The 26175-nt window shown below is 66.7% G+C and carries 26 protein-coding genes; 9 read left to right on the top strand and 17 right to left on the bottom strand.

The window, feature by feature from the left end; genetic code table 11:
* Positions 1-31 precede the first annotated feature (31 nt).
* From QMX81_RS10755 to QMX81_RS10720, 8 genes are all read right to left on the bottom strand, one after another.
* On the bottom strand, positions 32-1258 hold the full coding sequence (locus tag QMX81_RS10755; protein ID WP_282261325.1) for an MFS transporter: 1227 nt from the start codon (positions 1256-1258) through the stop codon (positions 32-34).
* A gap of 215 nt (positions 1259-1473) precedes the next feature.
* On the bottom strand, positions 1474-2151 hold the full coding sequence (locus tag QMX81_RS10750) for a methyltransferase domain-containing protein (protein ID WP_121043308.1): 678 nt from the start codon (positions 2149-2151) through the stop codon (positions 1474-1476).
* Between the two features lie 120 nt (positions 2152-2271).
* Positions 2272-3084 carry a DNA-formamidopyrimidine glycosylase family protein gene (locus tag QMX81_RS10745; RefSeq protein ID WP_282261324.1) on the bottom strand — a complete coding sequence of 271 codons (813 nt, stop codon included), beginning with the start codon at positions 3082-3084 and terminating at the stop codon, positions 2272-2274.
* Positions 3077-3832 (bottom strand): DUF72 domain-containing protein, encoded by a 756-nt coding sequence (locus QMX81_RS10740; protein WP_282261322.1) that lies wholly within the window; start codon positions 3830-3832, stop codon positions 3077-3079. Before QMX81_RS10740 ends, QMX81_RS10745 begins: the two co-directional genes overlap by 8 nt.
* 3 nt (positions 3833-3835) lie before the next feature.
* Entirely contained in the window at positions 3836-4270 is a 435-nt protein-coding gene (locus QMX81_RS10735) for a pyridoxamine 5'-phosphate oxidase family protein (RefSeq protein ID WP_121043299.1), read from the bottom strand.
* 82 nt (positions 4271-4352) lie between these two features.
* A complete protein-coding gene (locus QMX81_RS10730; RefSeq protein ID WP_152153642.1) occupies positions 4353-5186 on the bottom strand; it encodes an alpha/beta hydrolase-fold protein in 834 nt (277 codons plus the stop codon).
* A 17-nt stretch (positions 5187-5203) separates the two neighbouring features.
* Entirely contained in the window at positions 5204-6328 is a 1125-nt protein-coding gene (locus QMX81_RS10725) for a metallophosphoesterase (RefSeq protein WP_282261316.1), read from the bottom strand.
* Positions 6329-6441: 113 nt separating this feature from the next.
* Positions 6442-6612, bottom strand: coding sequence for a hypothetical protein (locus QMX81_RS10720; RefSeq protein WP_183073817.1), 171 nt, complete (start codon positions 6610-6612; stop codon positions 6442-6444).
* Positions 6613-6718: 106 nt separating this feature from the next.
* On the opposite strand from QMX81_RS10720, the gene QMX81_RS10715 reads away from it, so the two are divergent.
* Positions 6719-8764 (top strand): TonB-dependent receptor, encoded by a 2046-nt coding sequence (locus QMX81_RS10715; protein WP_282261314.1) that lies wholly within the window; start codon positions 6719-6721, stop codon positions 8762-8764.
* On the opposite strand, the gene QMX81_RS10710 is transcribed toward QMX81_RS10715, so the two are convergent.
* Both QMX81_RS10710 and QMX81_RS10705 read right to left on the bottom strand, forming a co-directional pair.
* A complete protein-coding gene (locus tag QMX81_RS10710; protein ID WP_282261312.1) occupies positions 8714-9169 on the bottom strand; it encodes a DUF1801 domain-containing protein in 456 nt (151 codons plus the stop codon). The genes QMX81_RS10715 and QMX81_RS10710 overlap by 51 nt on opposite strands.
* 153 nt (positions 9170-9322) lie before the next feature.
* Positions 9323-10348, bottom strand: coding sequence for an AI-2E family transporter (locus QMX81_RS10705; RefSeq protein ID WP_121043289.1), 1026 nt, complete (start codon positions 10346-10348; stop codon positions 9323-9325).
* A gap of 50 nt (positions 10349-10398) precedes the next feature.
* Between QMX81_RS10705 and QMX81_RS10700 the strand changes: the two genes are divergently transcribed.
* Together QMX81_RS10700 and QMX81_RS10695 are read left to right on the top strand one after the other, a co-directional pair.
* Positions 10399-11553, top strand: a complete 1155-nt coding sequence (locus QMX81_RS10700; protein WP_152153634.1) for a LacI family DNA-binding transcriptional regulator — start codon at positions 10399-10401, stop codon at positions 11551-11553.
* Between the two features lie 72 nt (positions 11554-11625).
* The gene (locus tag QMX81_RS10695; RefSeq protein WP_282261309.1) at positions 11626-13788 is read left to right on the top strand and encodes a glycoside hydrolase family 3 N-terminal domain-containing protein; all 2163 of its coding nucleotides are present in this window, start codon (positions 11626-11628) and stop codon (positions 13786-13788) included.
* 99 nt (positions 13789-13887) lie between these two features.
* Here the strand turns inward: QMX81_RS10695 and QMX81_RS10690 are convergent, their stop codons facing one another.
* Positions 13888-14895: a LacI family DNA-binding transcriptional regulator gene (locus QMX81_RS10690; RefSeq protein ID WP_282261307.1), complete on the bottom strand. Its 1008-nt coding sequence runs from the start codon at positions 14893-14895 to the stop codon at positions 13888-13890.
* A gap of 95 nt (positions 14896-14990) precedes the next feature.
* On the opposite strand from QMX81_RS10690, the gene QMX81_RS10685 reads away from it, so the two are divergent.
* Genes QMX81_RS10685 through QMX81_RS10665 form a run of 5 tightly spaced genes read left to right on the top strand, consistent with a single transcriptional unit; the run spans position 14991 to position 19625 of the window.
* Complete coding sequence (locus tag QMX81_RS10685; RefSeq protein WP_282261305.1) at positions 14991-16043, top strand: sugar phosphate isomerase/epimerase family protein; 1053 nt, start codon at positions 14991-14993, stop codon at positions 16041-16043.
* 26 nt (positions 16044-16069) lie between these two features.
* Entirely contained in the window at positions 16070-17287 is a 1218-nt protein-coding gene (locus QMX81_RS10680; protein WP_282261304.1) for a nucleoside permease, read from the top strand.
* Between the two features lie 12 nt (positions 17288-17299).
* On the top strand, positions 17300-18424 hold the full coding sequence (locus QMX81_RS10675; protein WP_282261302.1) for a Gfo/Idh/MocA family oxidoreductase: 1125 nt from the start codon (positions 17300-17302) through the stop codon (positions 18422-18424).
* 19 nt (positions 18425-18443) lie between these two features.
* Positions 18444-19310 (top strand): sugar phosphate isomerase/epimerase, encoded by an 867-nt coding sequence (locus QMX81_RS10670; RefSeq protein WP_121043276.1) that lies wholly within the window; start codon positions 18444-18446, stop codon positions 19308-19310.
* Between the two features lie 18 nt (positions 19311-19328).
* The gene (locus QMX81_RS10665; protein ID WP_282261298.1) at positions 19329-19625 is read left to right on the top strand and encodes a cytochrome c; all 297 of its coding nucleotides are present in this window, start codon (positions 19329-19331) and stop codon (positions 19623-19625) included.
* A 30-nt stretch (positions 19626-19655) separates the two neighbouring features.
* Here the strand turns inward: QMX81_RS10665 and QMX81_RS10660 are convergent, their stop codons facing one another.
* The 6 genes from QMX81_RS10660 to QMX81_RS10635 all read right to left on the bottom strand — a co-directional run bounded on the left by QMX81_RS10660 (position 19656) and on the right by QMX81_RS10635 (position 24826).
* Positions 19656-20399, bottom strand: coding sequence for a DUF1080 domain-containing protein (locus QMX81_RS10660; protein ID WP_282261297.1), 744 nt, complete (start codon positions 20397-20399; stop codon positions 19656-19658).
* 14 nt (positions 20400-20413) lie between these two features.
* Positions 20414-20989, bottom strand: coding sequence for a gluconate 2-dehydrogenase subunit 3 family protein (locus QMX81_RS10655; RefSeq protein WP_282261295.1), 576 nt, complete (start codon positions 20987-20989; stop codon positions 20414-20416).
* Complete coding sequence (locus QMX81_RS10650; RefSeq protein ID WP_282261293.1) at positions 20989-22674, bottom strand: GMC family oxidoreductase; 1686 nt, start codon at positions 22672-22674, stop codon at positions 20989-20991. The genes QMX81_RS10655 and QMX81_RS10650 overlap by 1 nt, the downstream gene beginning before the upstream one ends.
* A gap of 26 nt (positions 22675-22700) precedes the next feature.
* The gene (locus QMX81_RS10645) at positions 22701-23603 is read right to left on the bottom strand and encodes a TIM barrel protein (RefSeq protein WP_193222842.1); all 903 of its coding nucleotides are present in this window, start codon (positions 23601-23603) and stop codon (positions 22701-22703) included.
* 235 nt (positions 23604-23838) lie between these two features.
* A complete protein-coding gene (locus QMX81_RS10640) occupies positions 23839-24132 on the bottom strand; it encodes a hypothetical protein (RefSeq protein WP_282261290.1) in 294 nt (97 codons plus the stop codon).
* A gap of 160 nt (positions 24133-24292) precedes the next feature.
* Complete coding sequence (locus tag QMX81_RS10635) at positions 24293-24826, bottom strand: single-stranded DNA-binding protein (protein ID WP_282261288.1); 534 nt, start codon at positions 24824-24826, stop codon at positions 24293-24295.
* 312 nt (positions 24827-25138) lie between these two features.
* Here QMX81_RS10635 and QMX81_RS10630 point away from each other — a divergent pair, with 312 nt between their 5' ends.
* A complete protein-coding gene (locus QMX81_RS10630; RefSeq protein ID WP_121043266.1) occupies positions 25139-26170 on the top strand; it encodes a LacI family DNA-binding transcriptional regulator in 1032 nt (343 codons plus the stop codon).
* Positions 26171-26175 lie beyond the last annotated feature (5 nt).

Below are 26175 nucleotides of genomic sequence, written 5' to 3'. Positions count from 1 at the left end.
GGCATTGCGTGGAGCCGGCCAGCGGCCGGCACTACCTGGGTCGCGTCTCGCGCAGCGTCCACATCACCGGCAGCACCAGTACTGCCACCACGGCGATCATCGCCCCGGGGGCCGACGACCAGCCGGTATGCCGCACCAGCAGTTCGGCCAGCAACGGCGTCGCGCCACCGAAGAACGCCGTGGCCATGGTGACGCCCAGTGCCAGCCCGCTGAGGCGCCCTTCGCCGGGGAACTGCTCGGCCGTGGCAGGGGCCGCCACCGCACTCACCCCACCGGCCAGACACGCCAGCACCACCGCCGCCAGCCCGATCGCCACGGTGCTGCCCCCGGCCATCACCGAGAACATGGTCAACGGCAGCAGCGCCGACAGCCCGGCCAACGCGATCAACACCGGGCGACGCCCGATCCGGTCGGACAGCGCACCGGCCAGTGGTGTCACCACGATCACTGCCACCGCCGCGACCGTGGACAGCCACAACGCCTCCGACTCACTCACCTGCCCCACCGAACCGAGGAACGCGGGCACATAGGTAATGCCGACGTAATAAGTGATCGAGCCCAGTGCGGAGATGGCAAAGGTTCGCGCAATCGCGGGCTTGTGATGCCGCCAGGTATCGCGGATCGGCGACGCCGGCACGGTACCCTCGGCTTGCTGCCGCTCGAACTCGGGCGACTCGTGCATGGTCGAGCGCGCCAGCAGGATCGCACCGGCCAGCGCCGCACCGACGAAAAACGGAATCCGCCAGCCCCAGCCATCCAGCTGCGCCGTGCTCAGCAGCGCGACGGTCAGCGCTGACAACGCCACCGCCAGCAGGGCCCCCACTTCGCTCGCGGCCGACGCCAATGAGGTCACCAGCCCGCGCCTTCGCACGGGTGCGGTTTCCAGCAGATAGGCGACCACGCCCGTGTACTCGCCGCCCACCGAGAACGCCATCAGGCAGCGCAGCAGCAACAGCAGCACACCGGCAGCGGCGCCGATGCTCTCGAAGGTGGGCAGCAGCGCGGTGGCGAGCATCGCCACGGTCATCAGCAACATCGAGGCCAGCAGCATGTAGCGCCGCCCGAAACGGTCGCCGAGATGGCCGAAGACCAGTGCACCCAGGGGCCGCATCAGATACGACACCGCAAACCCGGCCAGGGTAGCCAGCAGCGCGTTCTCGCCGCCGCCGAAGAACACGCGCGACAGCACCGTGGCCAGATACAGGTAAAGGGTGAAGTCGTACCACTCCACCACCGTGGAGAGACCGGCGATGATCATCGAGCGCGTCTGCGGGCGCGCAGTGGGCGCGGTGGCGGCCGTGCTCAAGCCTGCATCCTGAAAACACGCAGGCCTTCGCGGCGCGGCAGTGGACGAGATCGCATCGAGGGACTCCCGGCCGCCTGGGCCGCATCTGGACGGCGACAGCCTACGCCAGTCGATCTGCACGCCGCGTCACAGCAGAGCCATCGTGTCGCAACACGCCCTGCCTGCGCTCAGGCCACGGCCGCCGGCCGCACCGCACCCCGCCGATAGCTCAGCAGGCGGCCGTTGCCCGGCGCATTGCCTTCATCCTCGAACAGCCCCAGTTCCTCGGTCACATCGAAGCCCTGCAGGGCCATGCCACGCGAGAACGACCCCACGTTGCCGCGGCCGGGATCGGTGATCAGCAGCTCGGCATCGGGCTTGGCGTGCCGCAGCATCATCGCCGCGATCTGATGGGCATGCCCCCGTTCGTAGAGGATGTCGCTGCCGATGATCAGGTCGAAGCGCCCCAGCGAACCGTCAGGGACCTCCCAGGGCAGGTCACGGTAGGTCACCGCGGGCAGGTCGTTGAGGCCGGCGTTGTAGGCCAGGAAGGATTCGGCCAGTGGATGGTGGTCGGTCGCCACGACATCCGCGCCGCGATGGGCCAGCACCAGGCTGGACAGGCCCAGCCCGCAGCCCAGCTCCAGGATCCGCTTACCGGTCACATCGAAGTGGCTCATGGTATCGGCCAGCGCGCGGCCGGCCGGCCAGATCTGACCGAACAGGCTCCACAGCGAGGAGTGGATGCCGGCCCGCTGGGCGCGTCCGGTGGGATCGGAAAACTGCTGCAGATCGCTGAGCGCGCGAATACGGAAGTCGTGACCGCCGACCGGGATGGTGAGAATGCGGGTGGTATAGCCCGGCATGAGCGCTCCGTGGGACACGGGAGCCTTCATTCCGCTGGCGGCATGAAGGACTCTGAGAAAGGAGCGAAGGCGATCAGGTATCGATCGCGCAGGACGCGCGTACGTGCGTGTGGACCCATCCTACGCCATGGGCGAGGACCTGGCTGAACGCCTCGGGGCGGCCTTGCGTGCGTTCGGCGCGGCCTTGCACCCGGCAGGCGCGGCGCCATGGCGCACCTGGCACACCGGGCAGAAAAACGTCCGCCGCCGGGTCGTGCCCGGGTAGGTCTTGCTGAGGGGGCCGCCGCAGTGGGGGCAGGTCCGTTTGGTGTGGACCAGCCAGTGCTGGCGCAGCACGAACTGCTGCTTCCAGTCCAGGAAATCGAAGCTGTACTGTCGCGCCTGTTTGATGATCTCGCCCAGCTTGCGCGGTGGCAGCGCGCCGACCGTGGATTCGGGATGCACACGCGTGCGGAACAGCACCTCGTTCTTGATGATGTTGCCCACGCCGGCAAAGATATCCTGGTCCAGCAGCGCGTCGCAGATCAACGTTTCCGGCTGCTGCTTGAGCTTCCTGCGCGCCAGCCCGGGATCCCAGGCCGGGTTCATCACATCCCCGCGCCAGTCGTAGGTGTCCTCCAGCGCGCCTTCGATGTACTTCACCGACGAGGCATAGATGTTGAGCTCGCCGTTGTCGAACTGCAGCGACACCCGCGGTGGCGACGGCTTGCGCTCATCGATGCGGTAGCTGCCGAACATCAGCATGTGCACGCGCAGGCTGAAGCCGCGGAACTCGATCAGGAAGTGCTTGCCCCAGCTGCGCAGCGCCACCACCCGCCGCCCTTCCATGCGGGTCAGGTCCAACGAACTGTTGCCGGTGGCCAGGCGCACGGTCTTGCCGCGGAACTTGGCGGCGGCCTCACGCAGGATGACGATGGAGGGACCTTCAGGCATGTCCGGGCTCCTGGAGGGTAGCGCCGCTCAGGATGTCCTGCAGCCGGGACGCATTGGCGATGGCGAACCCATGGGCAGTGTTGTCGAAGATCACCCAGCGCGCACCTGCTGTCCGCGCAGCAACCGTCCTGGCCAACTCCCGCAGTGCTGCGTCGTCATAGTCGCTGTAGTACATGCGTGGCGCGCCATGCCATCGCCAGTAGCGCCATCCGGCGTCACCGGCCGGCTGGGCAGCCTCGGGAACTCGCGCAGGGTCCGCGCCGACACGCCCGATCGCATGCCGCTGCAGCATCGCGTCGGCCTGCGGTGTGAACCAGGTGGTGTGGCGTGGCTCGCAGACCACGCGCACATCGGTGCGACGCCGCAGCATGCCGAAGAAGCCGGCCGCCACCCGCGCATCGAAGGCATGGCTCGGCGGCAGCTGCAGCAGCAGCCCACCCAGCGTGCGGCCCAGGCCGGCCGTCTCCTCAAGGAAGCGCTCCAGCGCCGGACCGCAACCGCGCAGCGCTGCCTCATGCGAGATGGCCTTGGGCAGCTTCACCGAGAACCGGAAAGTGGCCGGCACGCTCGCCGCCCAGCGTTCATACGTGCGCTGCTGGTGCGGCCGATAGAAAGAGGAGTTGATCTCAACCACCGGGAACCGCGTTGCGTAGCGCGCGAGCATGCTCTCGCCCGCGCCGGTCAATGCGGCGTAACGGCTGGGAATCGACCAGCCTGCGCATCCGATCTTGATCGACGAGGCAGGCATCGTTTACAGGCGGATCTCGCCGTCGTCCTCGCCCGACCAGTAGTGGATGCGGGTCGCCTTGACCTGGATCAGCACGATGCCGGGCGTATCCACGCCCTGCTTGAACCAGCGTTCCAGATCCGGGACCCAATGCGCCTGCAGGGTCGCGCGGTCGCGGCTGAGCGTGGCATGGCCTTCCACGGCCACGAACAACGGCGGCTTGCCCAGCAGCGATTTGCTGCCGGTGAAGGACAGCGCCACTTTCGGGTCGCGTTCGATCTCGGCCACCATGTCAGCATTGTCGAAGGCGAAGAAATAACTGTCGCCGTCGTAGTCCACGTCACCGTTGTTGCTCATCGGCCGGCCGGCGATCTCGCCGCTGGCGGTGTGGGTCTGCAGCATCGCGAAATCGATGCCGGCCATCTTCTTGGCCAGTTCGGGCAGGGTCAGAGTGGTCATGGAATCTCCGCAGGTCAGGGCTCGTGCGCCCAGCCTCCGCGCTGCCCGGTGACCGAGGCGTGCACAGCCACTGGCGGAAATTTCACACGGTCCGGAACGTGCTCCCAGTGGGGAACAGCGCCAACAGCGCACGGGTGAGCATCGCCGGGTAAACGGTGAGGTGATCCTCATCCGGCACCACGCGTGTTTCCAGCTGCAGGCCGGGATACCCGCGCCCGCGCAGGCGGTCGGCAAAGGACCGGGTATGCGCGACCATATCGTTGCGGGCGGCGAAGGGCGCAGCGGACGCCGGGGTTTCGTGTGCGCCGATCGACAGCAGCACGCGGGCGTCGAGATCCGCATGCGCACTGGCATAGTCCGCCTCGATCCGCTCGATCACATGCTGATCAAACCATAGCGAAGGACTGGACAGGATGTAGCGCTGGAACATCGCCGGGCGCGTCAGCAACACGAAGGCGCCGAACAGACCGCCGTAGGAATGGCCGGCGAACGCACGCTGCGCTGGATCGGTCCGGTAGCGCGCCTGGACCTGTGGCAGCACACGCTGCGCCAGGAAATCCCGGTAGTGCGCAGCGCCGCCGTAGGTGATGCCATCGGTGTAGTCGTCCCCGGGGCTGCGGGTGGGCTGGGTCGGGGTGTAATCACGCGAGCGGCTCTGCTGCGAGCTCAGCCCCTGCTGCGGAGGCAGCCCGACCAGGATGAAGGGCGCCAGGTGCGCACCGCCCTGCCCCACCATGTTGCGCACGCTGCGCGCGAGTGGAAAGCTGTACAGCGCATCGGTGACATACAGCACCGGGTAGCGCAGGTGTGTATCCCGCTCGTAGCCGGCCGGCAGCGACACCCAGATCGGATAATCGCGGCCCACCGGATCGCGCACCGTCCAGGCCTCGGTGTCCGGCAGCACCACCCCGGGCATACCGTATCCACACACCATCAGCGCGGTCGCAGCGTGATCAGGGTGATCTCGGACGGCACGCCGATACGCGCCGCGAAGCCCGGCCACAACCCGGCACCGTTGCTGACATACAAGGTCATGCCATTCACCTCATAGCGCCCGGAGACAAAGCCGCCATTGGCGCGCTTGACCAGCTGGTCCATGCCGAGGATGTGGCCGCCGTGGGTGTGGCCGGAGAGCTGCAGCGCGACGCCCTTCGCGGCATTCGCGCGTGCCTCCACCGGACGATGGTCGAGCAGGATCACCGGCGCCTGCGGGTCCGCGCCGGCCAGTGCGGCGGTCAGGTCCGGCATGGGCAGGCCGTAGCGCGCGGCCACCGGATCGGTGACACCGGCGATGGTCAACGTCGCACCGTCACGCTTGACCTGCGTGTGGGTGTTCTCCAGCACCTGCATGCCCTGCCCGCGAAAGGCCTGCATCCACTCGGCGTACTGCGCGTAGTACTCATGATTGCCGGTGATCGCGATGACGCCATCGGGCGCGTGCAGACTGGCCAGAGGCGCGAAATCGTTGGCGCGGGCGCTGACGCTGCCGTCGATCAGATCCCCGGTGATCACCACCAGATCCGGATGCAGGGCATTGCTCTGGGTGACCACTTTCTCCACCCAGGCACCGGTGAGCAGGCGGCTGGCGTGGATGTCGGTGAGCTGCAGCACGCGGTAGCCGTCGAACGCGGCCGGCAGCCCGTCGATGGCGACCTCGATCTGCCGCGGCTTGGGGACCGCCATGCCCTGCCAGATGCCGTAGGCGGACAGCAGCAGCGCCAACGTGCCCGCTGCAGGGCGCAGCCACGCCGCGCGCAGCATCGGCAGCACGCGCTGCGCCCGGACCAGGCGCGCGATGAGCAGCAGCGCATCCAGCACCAGCACGAACACCGCACTCAACAGCAGCGTGGTGAAGCCGGTCGCGAGCACCGCGATCACCGCTTTGGGAATCTCGGGCGAGGCCATGGTCCCGGCGAACTGGGCCACGATCCGGTGGTGCAGCGCCAGTGCGACCACCAGCAGGCCCAGTACGATCCGCACCGGACGCGACAGCCGCAGCGGCCAGATCACGCGCCACACCAGATACAACGCAAGCAAACAGCCGATCACACTCAGCACAGGCACATCCTGGAAACGTGGGGGAATGGGCCTGCCGCATCGCTGCCGCCTCGCCCAGCCCTTTATCGTTGCCGAATCGCGCAGCGTGTTCCAGTGCAGGAGGTCGTGATGATTCAGGCAGAGCGCTGGCTTGCCTTCGCACGCGCCGCAGCGGCAAGGGGCTTCGCTGCCTGGTTGCGCGCGATCGCGGCGCGGATCAATGCCTTGAACGCGGTCGCGTGGATCGTTTCGCGCTCGTGCAGATCGATGGCGCGACGGGTGCAGAACTCAGGGGAAGCGAACATAAATGCAATGTTATATTATTTCCTTATGACGCATCGTCCCCTCAGCGAGCGACTTCTGTCGGCTTGCGCTACCCCTGTCCCCACGGCTACTGAAAGGCACAAAGAGATGAGAACCAAGGCAATGGTGTCCGCCGTGCTGGCGACCCTGTGCGCCGGTGAAGCGCGCGCGCAGTCCAGCGATGCGGCAATCACGCTGGGCAGCGTGCACGTGCGGGAAGGCTCCCGCCGTCCCCTCGCCGCGAACCGCGTGCTGACCTCGGTGGATGTGCTGGGCGGCGACCAGGTGCATGAGAAGAACGTCTCCAACAGCTGGGAACTGCTTGGCCAGATGCCGGGCATGCAATTGACTGAAACCCGCCAGGGCGCGGAGTCCGGCAAGGCCACCTTCCGCGCGTTCAACGGCGAGGGCTACCTCAACGGCATCAAGATCCTGATCGACGGCATTCCCAGCAACGTCAACAGCGGCAACCAGCGCTTCATCGACATGGTGTTCCCACTGGACATCGACTACATCGAAGTCGTGCGCGGCACCAACGACCCGCGCTACGGCCTGCACAACATCGGCGGCAACATCAACCTCGGCACCCGGCAGGGCGGCAACTACACCGATGCGCGACTCACCTACGGCAGCTACAACACCCGCGAAGCGCAGGTCGCGATCGGTCGCGAAGCGGACGGTGTCGCCCAGAACTACTTCCTGGCCTCACAGGCCTCCGATGGCTACCGCGACCATGACCGCTCGAAGAAGTACTCGCTCGGCGGCAAGTGGTTCTACAGCGGCGGCGAGGACCTGTTCACCATCGGCCTGATCGCACGGGTGTACCACCACGAGGCGGACGAGCCCGGCTTCATGACGGCTGAAGAGTTGGCCACTGACCGCCGCGGATCGGCGCTCAAGAATGCCAACGATCTCGACGACCGCGACATGCGCCATCTCAGCACCCATCTGGACCTGCAGCTGAGTGACACCGTGCATGTCAGCAACAAGCTGTACTACAACCGCTACGAGGACGATCGGCAGGTGACCTTCACCGGCTACGTGCCCGGCAACGCGCCGCGCCAGCGCCGCCAGTGGGACGAGAAACAGACCGGCCTCCTCAGCACGCTGACCTGGGGGGCCACACCTGCGCTCACCGTCGAGGCCGGTCTCAACGCCGAGCATCAGGACAACACCTATCGCCGCCTGCGCTACAACCACGCCGTCCCGACCGACTTCTCGACCCCGGCGCGGATCCAGAACGATGACCGCTATTCCCTGGACAACCTCGGTGCTTACGTGCAGGCCGTGTATCAGCCCACCCCTGCCCTGAAGATCGTGCCGGCCTACCGCGTCGACCGCTTCTCCGGCAGCACCCGCCTGCCCGGTGGCACCACCGCCCCGCTGCAGCACTACGGCACGATCGAGCAGCCCAAGCTGAGCGTGGTCTATGCGATCACCCCGGCCCTGAACGTCTATGCCAACTGGGGCAGGACGTTCCAGGTACTGACCGGCTCCACCGCACCGGCCTACCTCACCGCCGGCCAGGCGACCTTCCGGCCCTCGATCAATACCGGCAAGGAGGTGGGCATCAAGTTCACCCCGGCTGTCGGCACCGACGCGCGCATCGCGGTGTGGCGCCAGGATGCCACCGACGAGGTCGCCAACATGCCCGCCACCGGCACCTCGGTCGGCCTGGGCCAGACCCGTCGCGAAGGCGTCGACCTGCAGGTCACCACGCGCCTGGGCGAGCAGTGGACGCTGTGGGGCTCGCACGCCATCCAGCAGGCCAAGGTGGTCAGCGCCTTCACCACCGACGGTACCGCTCTGGCCGGCAACGAAGTCATCGCCACGCCGCGCTACATCAGCAACATCGGCGTGGACTACCGCGCCAACGATCGTTGGACCTTCGGCCTGCAGGGCCGGATGCAGGGTGACTATTACATTGAAGAGCGCAACACGCAGGGCACGTTCGGCGCCTTCGCGGTGCTCGATGCCAGCGCGTCGTATCAGCTGTCCGAGCGGCTGAGCGTGGATGTGCAGGTGAAGAACCTGACCGGCCGCGAGTACGCGTATGCGTGGTACGACAACTTCTTCTGGGGCGGCGATGACCAGCCGATGTTCTCACCCGCACCGGGGCGCGCGGCCTACGTGTCGTTGAACCTGAAGCTGTAGGGCGGCCTGCCCCTTACATCCGCTCGCCGGGCAGGCGGCTGGCCTGCTCCACCCACGCACGGAACTGGCTTCGTCCAGCGGCACGCCTTCCCCGATATGCAGGTAGCGCGTGTCCTGGCTTTTCGAGGCGACCGGCGGGATCGGCTGCAACGCCCGCCCGCGGAAGAAGGCCACTTTGATGTAGCGGGTGAAGCAATGCAGGCTCAGGAACCAGCCGTCGCCTTCGATCCCGTATAGCGGTGAGTTCCATTTGACCGCTTTGTTCACGCCCGGAACGGTCGCCACGATCAGCGCATCCAGGCGTTCGCCCACCGCACGCTTCCAGCCCGGCATCGCGGCGATGTAGGCCTGTACCGGGCCATCGCCGTCACCTTTGGGAATCTGCGGATTGCCGCCGGACAGCAACCGCGGTTCGCTGCCAGGGAGCGGGCGCGCGCCCTTGCTGCCTGACGCTCGTGGACCATTCGTCGCCATGGTGCCGTTTCCGTGGAAGACCCACCCGCGTTATAGACCGCGGCGGGGGCTGTGAGCAACGGAGCGCGTGCCGCGGCCGGTGGTTCAGATCCAGCGCTGATCCAGCAGTTCGCGCTTGATGTAGGCATAGAACACCGGCGCCGCGACCAGCCCTGGCAGCCCGAACGCGGCTTCCATCACCAGCATCGCCAGCAGCAGCTCCCAGGCGCGCGCCTGGATCTCGCCCCCGACGATGCGCGCGTTGAGGAAGTACTCCAGCTTGTGGATCACCACCAGGTAAAGCAGCGCGACCACGGCCACGTAGAACGACACCGACAGCGCGACGATGGTGATGACCGTGTTGGAGATGATGTTGCCCACCACCGGCAGCAGGCCGGCGAGGAAGGTGATCAGCACCAGCGTCTTGGACAGCGGCAGATGCACACCGAACAGCGGCAGCACCCCGAGCAGGAAGATGGCGGTGAACAGCGTATTGAGCAGGGAGATCTTCACCTGGGCAAACACCACCTGCCGGAACGCCGTGGCCATGCGGCTGGTGCGGCCGATCAGCTCCTGCGCCAATGGCCCCATCTTCGGCAGCGGCAGCTCGTCGTAGAGCGCGATCATCGCACCCAGCACCATGCCGATCAGGATCCGCACGCTGATCTGCACGGCCGACGTGCCGGCGATACCGAGCTGCTGGCGGTGGGTCGCCGCCCAGTCGTTCATCGCCGTGCGCAGCGCCTGCAGGTCTTCCGGGATATAGGGCTGCAGCAGGTCCGGCACCTGGTGGCGGGAGGTGTTGAGGATGTCCATCAGACGCATCAACAGCGCATCCGGCCCACCGGTCTCGTTGCGGAAGAACGAGGCGATGCCGATCGCCGCCAGGGTCAGCGCGCCGATGATCAACGCTGACAGCACGATCACCGAATAGGCCCGTGCGCGCCCGGGCGGCAACTTGCCCTCGACGGTGGAGGCCAGCAGATGGGTCAGGTGGAACACCAGCAGGCCCGACAGCAGGGTGACCACGAGCCCGAGTTTCAAGGTCAGCCACATGCCCAGCAGCATCAGCAACCAGGCCGCGATGCGGGCGGTGGGCGGCTTGGGCAACGCGGGGATCACTATCGACATGCGGGCGCATCCTGACGGGTGGCCCATGGTAGTGGATCACACCAACGGGAATGGGGTCCGGGTCCCGGGATGATTCATCCGGCTCAGCGGGGTTTAACGTTAAACCGGTTCCAATACGCGCTGTTTCCCCCGCAGACGTTTCGATGGCCAATCGCCCAGCCCCAGGCCAACCTCCGCATCGCCCCGCAACACTGAAGACCGTTGCCGATCGAACCGGTGTGTCGTCCATGACGGTATCCAATGTGATCAATGGCACCGGCAAGGTGGGCGCGGAAACCCGTGCGCGGGTGAAGGAGGCCATCCGTGCGACCGGCTATGTGCCCAACCTTCAGGCGCGGCGCTTGGCCGGTGCAGCGGGAACACGTATCGCCCTGATCCATTCCGGCGACCGCTCGCCCTTCCTGACCGACAGCCTGCTCGCCGTGCTGGCCAGCACCCACATGGCGGGCGCCCAACTGATCGTCTGCGAAGGCACCTCAGCGACGCTCGAGGACGCCGAACAGTTGGTGATGGATGCGATCAAGGCCGGTGCCGAGGGGCTGATCCTCATCCCGCCCTACGCCGAACGGTTATCGAACTCGGACACCTTCATGCGGCTGCGTATGCCCGCCATTGCCCTGGCCGGCGCGCAGGCGCTGCCCGGCATGCAGACCGTCCGCATCGACAACCGGTTGGCGGCCGATCAGCTGGCTTCGCACCTGATCGACAGCGGCCACCAGCGGATCGCATTCCTGGCCGGTCCCATGGAACATGGCGACAGCCGGGAGCGGCTTGCCGGTTTCGAAGATGCGATGGCGCGAGCCGGACTGCCGATCGCCCCCGAGCTCGTCCGCTACGGCCGCTTTTCGTTCCAGTCGGGCTGCGACATCGGCGAAGACCTGCTTGGTGCCTCCTCAGCGCCGAGCGCCGTGCTGGCCAGCAATGACGACATGGCGCTGGGTGTGCTCTGGGTGGCCCATCGAGCAGGCCTGCGGATTCCGCAGGACCTCTCACTGGCGGCGTTCGATGACACCGCCGCTGCCCGTCGAGCCTGGCCGCCGCTGACCGTGGCCAACCAACCGATGGCGGCGATGGCTGCAACGGCCACGCAGGCACTGCTCGACTGCCTGACCGGCGATGCCGGCCTGCCACAGGGCGAACAGGTGCTTCCCCACCATGTGATCATCCGCAGGTCCTCCGAATCGGTGACGGCACCCTGCAACTGATCGCCGTTCCGCTGGCGGTTTAGCGGTCAACCCCGTTTCATGGCCCCATGTAATCGATTTCATGAGGCTCCAATGACATCCCGTATCGACGCGCTGATGGCGCAGATGACCATCGAAGAAAAAGTTGGCCAGCTCAACGTCACGGCCGACATGGTTCGCCCGTTCGTTCCGGATATCAATCCGGTCGCCAATGCACAGAACGCCGAGCAGGTGCTCGAGCTCATCCGCCAAGGCAGGGTCGGCGCCCTGTTCAACGGCAAGGGGCGCAACGGCGCGGTGGCGCTGCAGCGGGTGGCGGTGGAAGAGAGCCGCTTGGGCATCCCTCTGATCCTTGCCGCCGACGTGATCCATGGCATGGGCACGGTGTTTCCGATCCCCCTGGGCGAGACCGCGACCTTCGAACCGGACCTGGCGCGCCGGACCGCGCGCGCCACCGCCGTGGAAGCGACCGCCGCGGCGATCCACTGGACCTTCGCACCGGCCATCGACGTGACCCGCGATCAGCGCTGGAGCCGCGGCGCCGAAGGCACCGGCGAGGACACGCTGCTTGCGTGCCGCTTCGGCGCCGCGCGCGTACAGGGTTTCCAGGGCGACGACCTGCGCGGCGAGGATGCGCTGGTCGCCACGGCCAAGCACTACGTTGCCTACGGCGCCTGCCTGGCGGGGCTGGACTACAACACCGTCGATATCGCCCCGCAGACGCTGCGGGATGTGCACTTGCCTCCGTTCAAAGCCGCCGTCGATGCCGGCGTCGGCGGGGTCATGACCGCGTTCAACGATATCAACGGCGTTCCGGTCAGTGCCAACAAACCGTTGCTGACGGACGTGCTGCGCGGCGAGTGGCGTTTCGACGGTGTCACCATTTCCGATTACACCTCGGAGATGGAACTGGTGGCGCATGGTTACGCCGAAGACATGCGCGACGCGGTACTGAAAGCCTTCATGGCCGGCCTCGACCTGAGCCTGCAGAGCGGTCTGTATCTGCAGCATCTCCCGCCGCTGGTCCGCGATGGCAGCGTGCCGATGTGGCGCTTGGACCAGGCCGTCCGGCGCATGCTGGAACTCAAGGAGCGCATCGGGCTGCTGGACAATCCGTATCGCTCGCTGGCGATGGACGATGTCTCCGACGCATGCCTCGCGCGGCATGAGGACCTGGCGCGCGAGTCGGCCCGGCGGTCGATCGTGATGCTCAAGAATGCTGGCGACGTGCTGCCGCTGGCCAGGACCGGGCAGCGCATCGCGCTGATCGGACCGTTCGCCCGCGACCGCGACAACATCGAAGGCTGCTGGACGCTGTTCGGCGACGCCGATCGCTACGTGTCTCTTGAAGACGGCCTGCGTGCCGCACTCGGCGAGGCCACGCAGCTGGAGATTGTCGACGGCTGCGGCATGGAAGACGCGATTGACGGCGGTCTGGCACTGGCCGTACAGGCCGCGCAGCGAGCGGATGTGGTGATCCTGGCTGTGGGCGAGCCGCAGCGCTACTCCGGCGAGGCGCAATCGCGCATCGAGATCGTGTTGCCTGCCGTCCAGCAACAGCTGGCCGATGCGGTCGCGGCCGCTGGCACACCCGTGGTGGCCTTGGTCCGCAATGGTCGCGCGCTCGCGCTGCACGGGGGTGTGCGCGACGCCGATGCTGTCCTGATCACCTGGTTCCTGGGTTCACAGACCGGGCATGCCATCGCCGACGTGCTCTTCGGTGATTACAGCCCGTCGGGGCGCCTCCCGGTGTCATTCCCGATCGCGTCGGGGCAGCAACCTTACTATTACAACCATCCACGCACCGGCCGTCCTGAACTTCCGGAGATGAAGGAGTTCAAGACGCGCTGGCGGGAGATTCCGCATGAAGCGCTGTATCCGTTCGGGCATGGCCTGACCTATGGCAAGGTCGAGTACGGTCCCACCCAGGTCGACGCGGCGGTGCTTCGGCGGGGTGAGTCGATCCGCGTCAGCGCGCGCGTGCGCAATCTCGGCGAGCGGACCGTCGAAGAGGTCGTGCAACTCTACATCCACGACCGGGTCGCGAGCCGAGTGCGGCCAGTCCGGGAGCTCAAAGGCTTCGACAAGATCACCCTCGCCGGTGGGGAGTCGCTGGACGTCGCTTTTCTCTTGAACGAATCGATGCTCGAGTTCACCGGCGTGGATGGCATCCGCCGCGCTGAAGCGGGTGCGTTCGATGTGTGGATCGCGCCGTCCTGCACGACTGGCGAGGCGGCGGAGGTCACCCTGGGCTGAGGCGAATCCATCCGCGCGCATCGCTGCCCCTCTCTCCCATCCACACGCGCGTGACACAACTGGCGCCACCGTGTCGCAGCAGCCATATGTCACCCTGCCTCACCTCCGCCCGGGCGAGGCAGTCGAGCCCCGCAGCATCAAACTGAAATCCAGCGTCTGCTGAAGTGGCACATCGACACGTTCGATGATGGCGAGCAGCAGGTTGACCGCGCGGGCACCGATCTCCCGCATCGGTTGCCTGATGGTCGTCAGCGGAGGCGTGAGGTAACGCGACGATGCCAGGTCGTCGAAGCCGACGACGGACAGATCACCCGGCACCCGGATGCCCAGATCCCGGCAGGCCGCCAGGACGCCCAGTGCCATCTGGTCGCTGAAACAGAACACCGCCGTCGGCACGGGCGCGCGCGTCAACAGCGACATCCCGGCCGCGTGCCCGGATTCGATGGTGAAGTCGCCCGGCACGACGCTCAACTGGCGCAGGCGGCCACGCGCCTTGGCAGCGGTCCGGACGCCTTCCAGTCGTTGCTGGTGCAGAGGATTGTCGCGCGGCCCACCGACCACGGCGATCCGCTCGTGCCCCAGCCCGTACAGGTGTTCCATCACGGCGCGCGCGGCGGCCGCGTTGTCGATGTGGACGCTGGGGATGCCCAGCGCGGGATCGAACTCGCATCCGTTGACCACCGGCGCGGCGGCGCCGCGCTGCTGGACGATCTCGCGCGCCGTCGGCGGCAGGCGATGGCCCAGCACGATCAGGCCATCGGCCTCGTTGCGCAGGAGCATCTGTGCATAGCGCTCCTCGCGCTCGGGCCGGTTCTGGGTATCGCCGAGCAGGACAGCGTAGCCAACGGCCTGCGCCGCGTCCTCCGCGCCCTGCAGGATCTGGGCGAAGAACGGATTGGCGATGTCCGGCACGGTGACCAGGATCTTGCCGCTGCGCTGGGTCTTGAGTGTCCGGGCAACCGTGTTGGGGACATAGCCCAGCGCCGACGCCGCCTGTTCGATGCGCGCGCGCGTGGCCGGCAGGACTTTCTCCGGCCGGGACAGCGCCCGCGACACCGTGCCGGCGGAAACACCGACGTGCTTTGCGATGTCGTAGATGGTGGCCATGGCGTTACCTCTTCCTTCCGCTGTGCAGTGCACAACAGCTCTTTCGAATGCCCCTGCTAGGATAATGCAATCGATTGCATCGAGGGCGAATCCGCTTGAAAACGCTCAAGGGTCCAGCACTGTTCCTGGCGCAGTTCATTGGCGACACACCTCCGTTCGATCGGCTGGACACGCTGGCCGGATGGGCCGCGGGGCTGGGCTATTCTGGCGTACAAGTGCCGACCAGCGCGCCCCACCTGTTCGATCTGGCCGAGGCGGCGCGCAGCCAGGCCTACTGCGACGACGTCGCCGGCATGCTGGCCGCACACGGCCTGCAGATCACCGAGCTGTCCACCCACCTGCAGGGGCAGCTGGTTGCCGTCCATCCGGCCTATGACAGCCTGTTCGACGGATTCGCACCACCGGACAAACGCGGTGATCCCGCGGCCCGCCAGGCCTGGGCGGTGGAGCAGCTGCTGCTGGCCGCCAAGGCCAGCCAGCGCCTGGGGCTGACCGCGCACGCCACGTTCTCCGGCGCGCTGGCCTGGCCCTACTTCTATCCCTGGCCGCAACGACCGCCGGGGTTGGTGGACGAAGCCTTCGCCGAACTCGGCCGCCGCTGGCGTCCGATCCTGGATGCGTTCGACACCTGCGGCGTGGATCTGTGTTTCGAGATCCACCCGGGCGAGGACCTGCATGACGGCGCAACGTTCGAGCGCTTTCTCAAGGTGGTGGACCACCATCCCCGCGCGAAGATCCTGTACGACCCCAGTCACCTGCTGCTGCAGCAGATGGACTACCTGGGTTTCATCGACCGCTACCACGATCGCATCGGCATCTTCCACGTCAAGGACGCGGAGTATCACGCCAGCGCGCGCAGTGGCGTGTATGGCGGTTACCAGGACTGGATCGATCGTCCTGGGCGGTTCCGCTCGCTCGGGGACGGCCAGATCGACTTCAAGGCGATCTTCTCGAAATTCGCGCAGTACGACTTTCCCGGCTGGGCTGTGCTGGAGTGGGAGTGCTGCCTGAAGCACCCGGAAGACGGCGCGCGCGAAGGGGCCGCCTTCATCCGCGACCACATCATCCGCGTGACCGGGCGCGCCTTCGACGACTTTGCCGACAGCGGCACCGATCCTGGATCACTGCGCCGCATGCTGGGGATCTGAGCCATCACTGCCTGGGAGGGCAAGCCATGACGCACACCATGTCGCGCTTGGGCGCGATGATGTTTCTGCAGTTCTTCATCTGGGGGGCATGGTTCGTCACCCTGGGGACCTACCTGGTGCAGGGGCCGTTGCAGGCCAGCGCGAGCCAGGTCGCGACGGCGTTCCTCAGCCAATCGATCGGCGCCATCGTCGCGCCCTTCCTGGTCGGCCTGATCGCGGATCGGTACTTCGCGGCGCAGCGCATCCTCGCGGTACTCCACCTCGCTGGCGCGGCGCTGATGTGGCTGGCGTCCACGGCGACGGACTTCAGCACCTTCTCCTTCTATGTCATGGGGTACATGCTGCTGTTCATGCCAACGCTGGCGCTGGCCAACAGTGTGGCGATGCGGCACATGCGGTCGCCGGAAAAGCAGTTTCCGCTCGTGCGGGTGGCCGGCAGCGTCGGCTGGATCGTGGCGGGCGTGCTGATCGGCTGGCTGGGCTGGGAACAGGCGCATCGGCTCGAGCTGACGTTCCGGATGGCGGCGATGGCGTCGCTGGCGCTGGGCCTGTATGCGTTCACGCTGCCGCACACGCCGCCGCTGGCGCAACAGCGCGACGCCGGGCTGGGACAGATCCTGGGGCTGGATTCGCTGCGGCTTCTGAAGTCGCGCTCCTACCTGGTGTTCTTCCTGGCCTCCATCGCCATCTGCATCCCGCTGGCGTTCTACTACAACTTCACCAACCCGTACCTCAACGATCTGGGCGTGCGCGGCGCGGCCGGCCTGCAATCGCTGGGCCAGGTCTCCGAAGTGCTGCTGATGCTGGCCATGCCGTTCCTGTTCGTGCGGCTGGGAGTGAAGACGATGCTGGCGGTGGGCATGGCGGCGTGGGTAGTGCGCTATGCGATGTTCGCCTTCGGCGATGCAGGCAGCGGCTTCTCCCTGCTGGTGATCGGCATCGTGCTGCACGGCATCTGCTACGACTTCTTCTTCGTCACCGGCCAGATCTACACCGATGCGCATGCCGGCCCCGCCGCGCGCAGCAGCGCGCAGGGGTTCATCACCCTGGCCACGTACGGCGTGGGCATGTTGATCGGCACGTTCCTGTCCGGCGCGGTGGTGGAGCACTACACCACGGCAGCTGGCCCGGACTGGCAGCAGATCTGGCTGTTCCCGGCGGGCGTCGCGCTGGTCGTGCTGATCGCCTTCCTGCTGCTGTTCCGCGACCGGCCGGCGGTCGCGGCCGCCCCTTCCACACCCTGAGGACCGCACCCGATGCCAACGCTTGGAATCGCCATCATCGGCACCGGCATGATCGGCGCGGTGCATCGTCGCGCGGCGCTGCTGGCGGGAGCGGAAATCCGGGGCGTGGCCGCCTCGTCACCGCAGCGCGCACGCGACGTGGCGCAGGCATGGAATGTCCCGCGCGCCTATCGTGACATCGAAGAGGTGGTCACCGATCCGCAGGTCCACGTGGTGCACGTCTGCACGCCAAACCATCTGCACCGCGCCATGGCGCAGGCGGCGCTGAAAGCGGGCAAGCACGTGATCTGCGAGAAACCGCTGGCCACCACACTGGAGGATGCCCAGGCGCTGGCCGCATTGGCCGCCTCGACCGGGCTGGTCGCCACGGTGCCGTTCGTCTACCGCTACCACCCGGTGGTGCGCGAGGCGCGCGCACGCATCGCGCAGGGCGAGCTGGGCCCGCTGCACCTGATCCACGGCAGCTACCTGCAGGACTGGCTGCTGGACCCGGCCAGCAACAACTGGCGCGTGGACCCGGCGCTGGGCGGCGCGTCGCGCGTGTTCGCCGACATCGGCTCGCACTGGTGCGACCTGGTGGAATGGGTCAGTGGCGAGCGCTTCGTCGACGTCAGTGCGGCATTCGCCACCGTGCTCGCCGAGCGCGGCGCCCTCACCGGCCAGAGCTTCACCACGCAGGCGGCGGGCGGCGCGATGCAGGCCGTATCCAGCGAAGATGTGGCCGCGGCGATGTTCAAGACCGGCGCAGGCACGCTGGCATCATTGACGGTCAGCCAGGTCTCGGCCGGACGCCACAATCGCCTCTGGTTCGAGATCGACGGCGCCCGGACCAGCGTGGCGTTCAACCAGGAGGACGCCGAACGGCTGTGGATCGGCCGACCCGACCAGCGCGAGGAAACCTTCGTGCGTGGGCCAGGTGCCGGCAGTGCCGAACAACGCCGGCTGTCGGTGCTGCCGCCCGGCCATGCGCAGGGCTACGGCCACTGCTTCGAGGCGTTCGTCGCCGACACCTACCACGCCATCGACGGCGAGCGGCCACAGGGCCTGCCCACCTTCGAGGACGGCCTGCGTTCGGCGTTGATCGTCGACCGCGTGATCGCATCGGCCAGGTCCCGTGCCTGGACCGCCATCGGTTGAATCCCGGGAGGATGTGTTGATGAAAATCGCTACGCGCAGGACCACCACCCTCGCACTGCTGCTGCTCGTTGCCCTGCCCGCCTTCGCAGGCGCCCCGGCCGGTCCACAGCAGCCCATCGCAGTGCAGATGTACACGCTGCGCGACGCCGGCACGCTCGACCAGCAGTTGAAGATCGTGCATGACGCGGGCGTCGGCGCGGTGGAGACAGTCGGTACCCAGAATGTCAGCGCCGCCGAACTCAAGCAACTGCTGGACCGCTATTCGATCAAGGCCATTTCCTCCCACGTGCAACTGGCCGATCTGCGCAGCGACCTGGCCGGGGTGGTGGCCTTCAACCGCTCGATCGGAAACACCACTCTGGTGGTGCCGTACCTGGACGAGAAGGATCGGCCGACCGATGCCGCTGGCTGGACCGCGCTGGGCCAGGAACTGGGCCGGATCGCGGCGCAGGCAAACACCCAGGGGATGCGATTGGCTTACCACAACCATGACTTCGAGCTGGTCGACTTCAACGGCAAAACCGGCCTGGAACTGCTGTTCGCTGCGGCCGGCCCCGACCTGCAGACCGAGCTGGACCTGGCCTGGGTAGCCCGTGCGGGCCATGACCCGGTGGTGATGCTGGGCAAATTCCGTGGCCACGTGTTCGCGGTACACGCCAAGGACAACGCACCCAAAGGCCAGGCCGAAGACGAGGGCGGCTTCGCCGCTGTTGGCCAGGGCGTGCTGGACTGGAACGCGATCCTGCCTGCCGCCGCGGCGGCGGGCGTGCAGTGGTACATCGTCGAGCACGACCACCCTCGTGATCCGGCCAAGGTCATCAAGACGGGCGCGGACTACCTGCGCCAGCACCTCACCGCCACGCTGCCCGCCAGCGCACCGCGCTAGCCTGCCAAGGAGCCCCACGTGAACAAGATCCTGACGCTGGCCCTGACGCTGTTCGGCACGGTGCTGGCCCCCACAGCGTGGTCCAACGATGACCCGGCCGCTGGCGCACAACTCTATGCCGTGCACTGCACGGCCTGCCACGGCGCGAATCGGGCCGGCATTCCGCCGACGTTCCCCGCACTCACCGATGTCGCAACGCGGTTGCAGCCGGCGCAGATCAAGGAAAAGATCAGCAAGGGCGGCGGCTTGATGCCGCCCTTCTCCCAACTGTCGCAGCAGGAAATCGACAATCTCGCCAGTTACCTGGCGAAATAAGCGGCCGGCGACCACGCCGGCCGTGTGCCACTACAGCTCGCGCACCCAGATATTGCGGTAGCTGACCTTCGAATCATGTTCCTGCAGGGAGAGCGGCGCGCACGCATGGGGCGAATACGAGGGCGCGCCGATGTACTCGGTCTTGCCCGCCAGCACGTTGTCGTCCTGCACCAGCACGCCGTTATGCAGGACGGTGATGCGCGCAGGCGACACAAGCCCACCGCCCACTGAGAAGCGCGGTGCCTTCCAGAGGATGTCGTAGGCCTGCCACTCGCCCGGCGCGCGCGAGGCGTTCACCAAGGGCATGGCCTGCTTGTAGATGGCGCCAGCCTGGCCATTGGCATAGGTCGGGTTGTTGTAACTGTCGAGCACCTGCAGCTCATACAGTTCCTGCAGGAAGATGCCGCTGTTGCCCCGGTTCTGACCATCGAAACCCGTGGTTTCGACGGGCGTACGCCACTCGACATGCAGCTGGACGTCGCAGAAGCGCTGCCGGGTACGGATGCCCTTGCTGCCCGGAACCACCGTGAGCGCGCCATCGGCGACACGCCAGGGCACGCGTCCGCCCTGCTCCGACTCCCAGGCCGAGAAATCCTTGCCATCGAACAGCACGATGGCGTCGGACGGCGCCTTTCCCGGCGGGGTGGCCACCGTTGCAGGCACGGGCGTCCATACCTCGGTCTTCGCCGGATCGTGCGCGGGATCGGCACCGGCCTGCGCGAGCGCGGGTGCGGCAACCAGCACGGCGACGGCGATCAGCACAGGCGTGATCATTCTGTTGCGCTCCATCAGCTGGTCCCCCACGCCGGCGTACCGGGGATATAGGCGAGGTCGCCGTCGTAGCGCCCCGGCACCGCGACGTACTGCAGCACCTCGGTCGCGCCAACCTTCGAAGTAAAGAAACCGAAGATGGTCAGCTGCTTGAGCATCGTGAAGTAATGCGGCATCGGCTCTCCCTCCTCGGCGGCGCCGGTCTCGGTCACCTCGACCGCGTGTTTCCTGGCCTCTGTATCCAGCGCGCGCAGCAGCTCGGTGCGGGTCTGCGGCGCGAGCGAGACGAAGCGGCCGCCCGCGCGTTTGTCGATATCGGCCAGGCCGGCGCGGAACGTCGCCTGCTGCCGGGCGGTGTAGCAGTCGCTGACGAACGTCGCCATGAACGCACCGGCGCCTGCGTCTTTCGCCCCCGGCGTTTTCGTCCGCGGCAGGATGGTCTCGGCGATCTCGTCCAGCGTGCCGACATCCGCGTCGGAGAAGCGCGTCTTCGCCCCTGCGGCTGGAGCCTGTGCCTGACCGAGCGCGGGCAGACCGATCATGGCCGCACCGGTGGCGGCGACGATCATCTTCAGCAGTTCGCGACGATCCATCAGAGATTCCCCGCTTTCAGTTCGCGTGCGGCATGGTCGGCAGCCCGCGCCGTCAGCGCCATGTAGGTCAGCGAAGGATTCACGCACGCGCTGGACGTCATGCAGGCACCGTCGGTCACATAGACGTTGGGCGCATCCCAGACCTGGTTGTGCTGGTTCAGCACGGACGTCCTGCGGTCACGGCCCATGCGCGCGGTCCCCATTTCGTGGATGCCCTTGCCTGGCGCGTAGTCATTGTCATGCATCTCCACGTCTTTGACCCCCGCGGCCTCGAGCATCTCGGCAGCATCGGCGGCCATGTCCTTGCGCATGGCCAGTTCGTTGGCGCGCATGGAGACATCCATCGCCAGCACCGGCAGTCCCCACTTGTCCTTGCGGTCGCCGTCCAGGCGGATCGTGTTGTCGTGGTGCGGCAGCATTTCGCCGAAGCCGGTCATGCCGATGCGCCAGTCACCGGGCACGGTCAGCGCCTCCTTCAGGTCGGCACCGATGTTCAGCTCGGCGATCTCGCGCGACCATCCCGTGCGGCTGGCACCGCCCTGGTAGCCGAAGCCACGCAGGTAGCGGCGCTTGTCCGCAGCCACGTTGCGGAAGCGGGGAATGTAGAAGCCGCAGGGACGACGGCCGAAGTAGTACTTGTCCTCATAGCCCTCGACCCGGCCCGAGGCGCCCGCACCGAAATGATGGTCCATCACGTTGTGGCCCAGCTCGCCCGACGATGCGCCCAGCCCGCCCTCCCACACATCGGTGGCCGAGTTCATCAGCAGCCAGGTGGAGTTGAAGGAGGACGCATTGAGGAAGATGACCTTGGCCGTGTACTCATAGGTCTGCCCCGTCTCGGCATCGATGACCTCCACCCCGCGCGCACGCTTGCGGTCCTTGTCGTAGAGCACTTCCTTGACGATCGAGAACGGCCGCAACGTCAGGTTGCCCGTCTTCATGGCCGCCGGCAGCGTCGCCGCCTGTGTCGAAAAGTACGCACCGAAGGGACAGCCAAGAATGCACTTGTTGCGGTACTGGCAGTTGACCCGACCCTGCTCGGGCAATGGCTGGGTGATGTTGGCGGTGCGCGAGTGGATCATGTGCCGGGTTCCGCCGAAGGCCTTCCTGATCCGCGCGGCCACGTCCTTCTCGACGATATTGAGCGGAATCGGCGGCAGGAACTGGCCGTCCGGCAGCACATCCAGACCTTCGCGGGTGCCGGCGATGCCGGCGAACTTCTCCACATGGTCGTACCAGGGTGCGATGTCGGCGTACCGGATCGGCCAGTCGGTGGCGATGCCGTCCTTGAGGTTCGCCTCAAAATCCAGGTCGGAGAAGCGATAGCTCTGCCGGCCCCACATCAGCGAACGCCCGCCGACGTGGTAGCCGCGGAACCAGTCGAAGCGCTTGGTCTCGATGTAGGGCGATTCCTGTTCGTCGGCCCACATGCCCTGGAGATTCTCGGCCAGCGCGTAGTCGCGCATCAGCACCGGGAAGGCGGCCTTCATCGCCTGGGTTGGTCGGTTGCGGTGCGGGAAGTCCCACGGTTCCTTCATCGCATTGACGTAGTCCTTCACGTGTTCGATGTTGCGGCCGCGTTCCAGCATCAGGACCTTGAGGCCCTTCTCGGTCAGTTCCTTGGCCGCCCAACCGCCACTGATTCCCGAGCCAACGACGATCGCGTCGTAATGATTGTCTGCCATGGATCTCTCACCTGGTGGATATCGTTTCAGACGTCGCAGAGGCGGATCGCCTCGCGCAGCGAGCCGACGGGATCCGGTGCCGCAGGCATGAATTCCTGCGCCAGATATCCGTCGAAACCGGTGTCGCGGATCGCGCGACAGATGGCGGGGTAATTGAGTTCCTGCTGGTCCCCGATCTCGTGCCGGCCCGGCACGCCCGCCGTGTGGTAATGCTTGAAACAGGCGTGATCCCTGCCGATGGTGGCGATGATGTCGCCCTCCATGATCTGCATGTGATAGATGTCGTAGAGCAGGCCGAAGTGGTCCGAGCCGAGCCGCTGGCACAGCGCCACGCCCCATGCGGAGGTGTCGCACAGGTAGTCGGGATGATCGACCCTGGAGTTCAGCAGCTCCATCACCAGTACGACGTTGCGTTTCTCGGCGTGCCGGAGGATGCGCTTGAGCCCCGCTTCGGCATGGGCCATGCCTTCCTCGGGGTCCATGCCGTTGCGATTGCCGGAGAAGCAGATGAGGTTGCGGTAGCCGGCATCGGCGACCAGATCGATGTGCCGCGTGTAGCGCTCCACCAGTTGGTCGTGGAACTCGCGGCCGGCAAAGCCCTTGGTCAGGCCCAGCTCCGCACCGTTGCACATCGAGCTGTCCACGCCATGGGCCTTCAGCGTGGGCCAGTCCTCCGGGCCGACCAGATCGATGGCAGCGAACCCGATTTCCTTCACCATCCTGCACAGTTGCGCGACCGACTGCTGCGGAAAGGTCCAGCGGGCGACGGAGTGCTTCAGGTTGCCCCTGAGCGGCGCGGCCGCGGCAAACGCCGGCAGCACGCCCGCAGCACCCAAACCAAGGCTCGCGGCGGCCGCCAGGCGCAGTGCATCGCGCCGCGTGAGCCCCGGCCCCGATACCGGCGCCGGTCTGATCGAATGGATGGACATCCGTCTTCCGGCCTCCCAACCGGTATCAAACGCTGACGATCCGTGGCAATGCAATCGATTGCACCATAGAGGAGGAACTGATTTTTTTGCAAGACGCGGTGCACGAAAACGCATGCTGCGGGGCACAACGCGCGTGATGCCTCTCGCCGCGTTCGTGCGATGGGAGGGCGGCGTGCCACGTAGTCGCGTTCACCGGGCTGCGGCAGGACAGCGCCGCCGCCCAGCAAGCATGCGCTCATCCCCGGCGATGCATTGCCTGGCGCAACTGCTCGCGGGCCTCCGGGTCGGCCTCGATCATGCGCCGCAGCGAGCGATAGACATACGCGCGGCAGAGCCCCGGCCAGGCGACCAGCAGATAGACCGCGCCGGCGATCAGCAACGCATTGGGTGCCTGCTTCATCAGGCCGGTGTAACCACCGGTCGCGGCCACTGCCAGGATGACCAGCAGGACCCAGCGGAACCAGCGCCAGAACCGCATTCCCCAGTCGACATTGAGCACGTGCTTGAGTTCCTGGTCCGTCAGTCGCATGCCGTCACTCCTCCCTTGAGTTGTGACCCATCGTGCCACGACCAGAGATCGAAGACCGGCGCCAGACCAGCAGGAACCAGAACGTCCCGTGCAGAAAAGAAAAACCCCAGCAAGCACAGTGGCTTGCTGGGGTTCTATTTACACCCGTAAAAATCAGAAATCAGAACGGAATGTCGTCATCCGCGAAGTCGTCCATCGGCGGCGCCGACTGCTGCGGGGCCTGCTGCTGCGGGCGCTGCTGGCCGTAGCCACCACCACCACCACCGCCGCCGCGCTGACCGCCACCACCGCCGTACTCCTGGCGCGGGGCCTGCTGGCGCTGCGGACGTTCGCCGCCGGCACCACCGCCACCGCCGCCTTCACGGCCGCCGAGCATCTGCATTTCATCGGCGATGATGTCGGTGGAGTACTTCTCCACGCCATCCTGGCCGGTGTACTTGTCGTAACGCAGGCTGCCTTCGACGTAGACCGAGCTGCCCTTGCGCAGGTATTCACCGGCGATTTCGCCGAGCTTGCCGAAGAACACCACGCGGTGCCATTCGGTACGCTCCTGCTGGTTGCCATCCTTGTCCTTGCGGACGCTGGTGGTGGCCAGGCTGATGCGGGTGATCGCCATACCGCCCTGGGTGTACTTCACGTCCGGGTCGTTGCCGAGGTTGCCGACCAGGATGACTTTATTGATGCCGCGCGCCATAGGGTTGCTCTTCCGTTGTCCGAGGGCAGGCCGCAGTCATATCACAGCCCCGGGCGGGGTGCAGATCTGCCGGGCCACCCTCGGGAGAATTGGGGGGATCCAGATTGCACCATCTTATCATCGCCGCCGTCCCCGACCCTGTCGGAATTCCGCCCGGCAGCGACCGGAAACCTGCTCGAGCCATACCCCGCAAGGGTGACGGCGGTTACACCGGACGCGGCCGGGCCGCGGCCCGCCGGGCCATCCCGCCGCCCGGCCCAGCCCTGGCAGCGCATGGCATGATGTCCCTCCACCGCCTCGCCCCCTGCTGAAATGACCATCCGCGGCAAAGCCACCTCCCTCGATATCGCCCACCTGGCCGGCGTCTCCCAGCCGACGGTGTCGCGGGCGCTGCGTGGCAGCCCGATGGTCAATGCCGAGACCCGCCAGCGGATCCTGGCCATCGCCCGGGAGCTGAACTACAAGGTCGACAAGAACGCCTCCAGCCTGCGCCTGCGCAATGCCGGCACGCTGGCCCTGCTGTTCTTCGAAGACCCCACCAACGACGATTCGCTGATCAACCCGTTCTTCCACGCCATGCTCGGCTCGATCACCCGGGCCTGCGCGCTGCGCGGCTACGACCTGCTGGTCTCCTTCCAGCAGCTGTCCACCGACTGGCAGGCCGATTACGAGGACAGCAACAAGGCCGACGGCATCATCCTGCTGGGCTATGGCGACTACCACGAGTCGCGCGAACGCCTGCAGCGGCTGGTCGAACAAGGTACCCATTTCGTGCGCTGGGGCGCGTCCCTGCCCGACCAGCCCGGCGTCTCGATCGGCAGCGACAATTTCCAGGGCGGGTTCGACATCACCGTCCACCTGCTCGACCAGGGCTGCCGCCGGATCGCCTTCGTCGGTCATGCCTCCAGCCACTACCCCGAATTCGAGCAGCGCTACCGCGGCCACGTGGAGGCGATGCAGGCGCGCGGCCTTACCGCCGAGCCGTCCCTGCAGCACGATGCGATCACCACCGAGCAGTCCGGCTTCGATGCCTGCCAGGCGCTATTGGCGCGCGGCGAGCGTATCGACGGGCTGTGCGCGGCCAGCGACCTGATCGCGATCGGTGCGATGCGCGCCCTGCGCGAACATGGCCTGCGCGTGCCCGAGGACGTGGCGGTCACCGGCTTCGATGACATCCCGCTGGCCGCCTCGGTCTCCCCGCCGCTGTCCACCGTGCAGCAGGACACCAAGCAGGCCGGTCACCTGCTGGTGGAAAAACTGCTGGCGCTGATCGAAGGCCAGCCGGTGGAAGGCCAGAGCATCGCGGTGAAGCAGGTGCTGCGGGACTCCTCGCTGCGCGGCTGAGCCTG

It is taken from the genome of Stenotrophomonas sp. PS02301 (assembly GCF_029959485.1).
In the GTDB taxonomy this organism is placed as follows: Bacteria; Pseudomonadota; Gammaproteobacteria; order Xanthomonadales; family Xanthomonadaceae; genus Stenotrophomonas; species Stenotrophomonas maltophilia_Z.
This window is presented reverse-complemented; position numbering and strand designations above follow the sequence as displayed.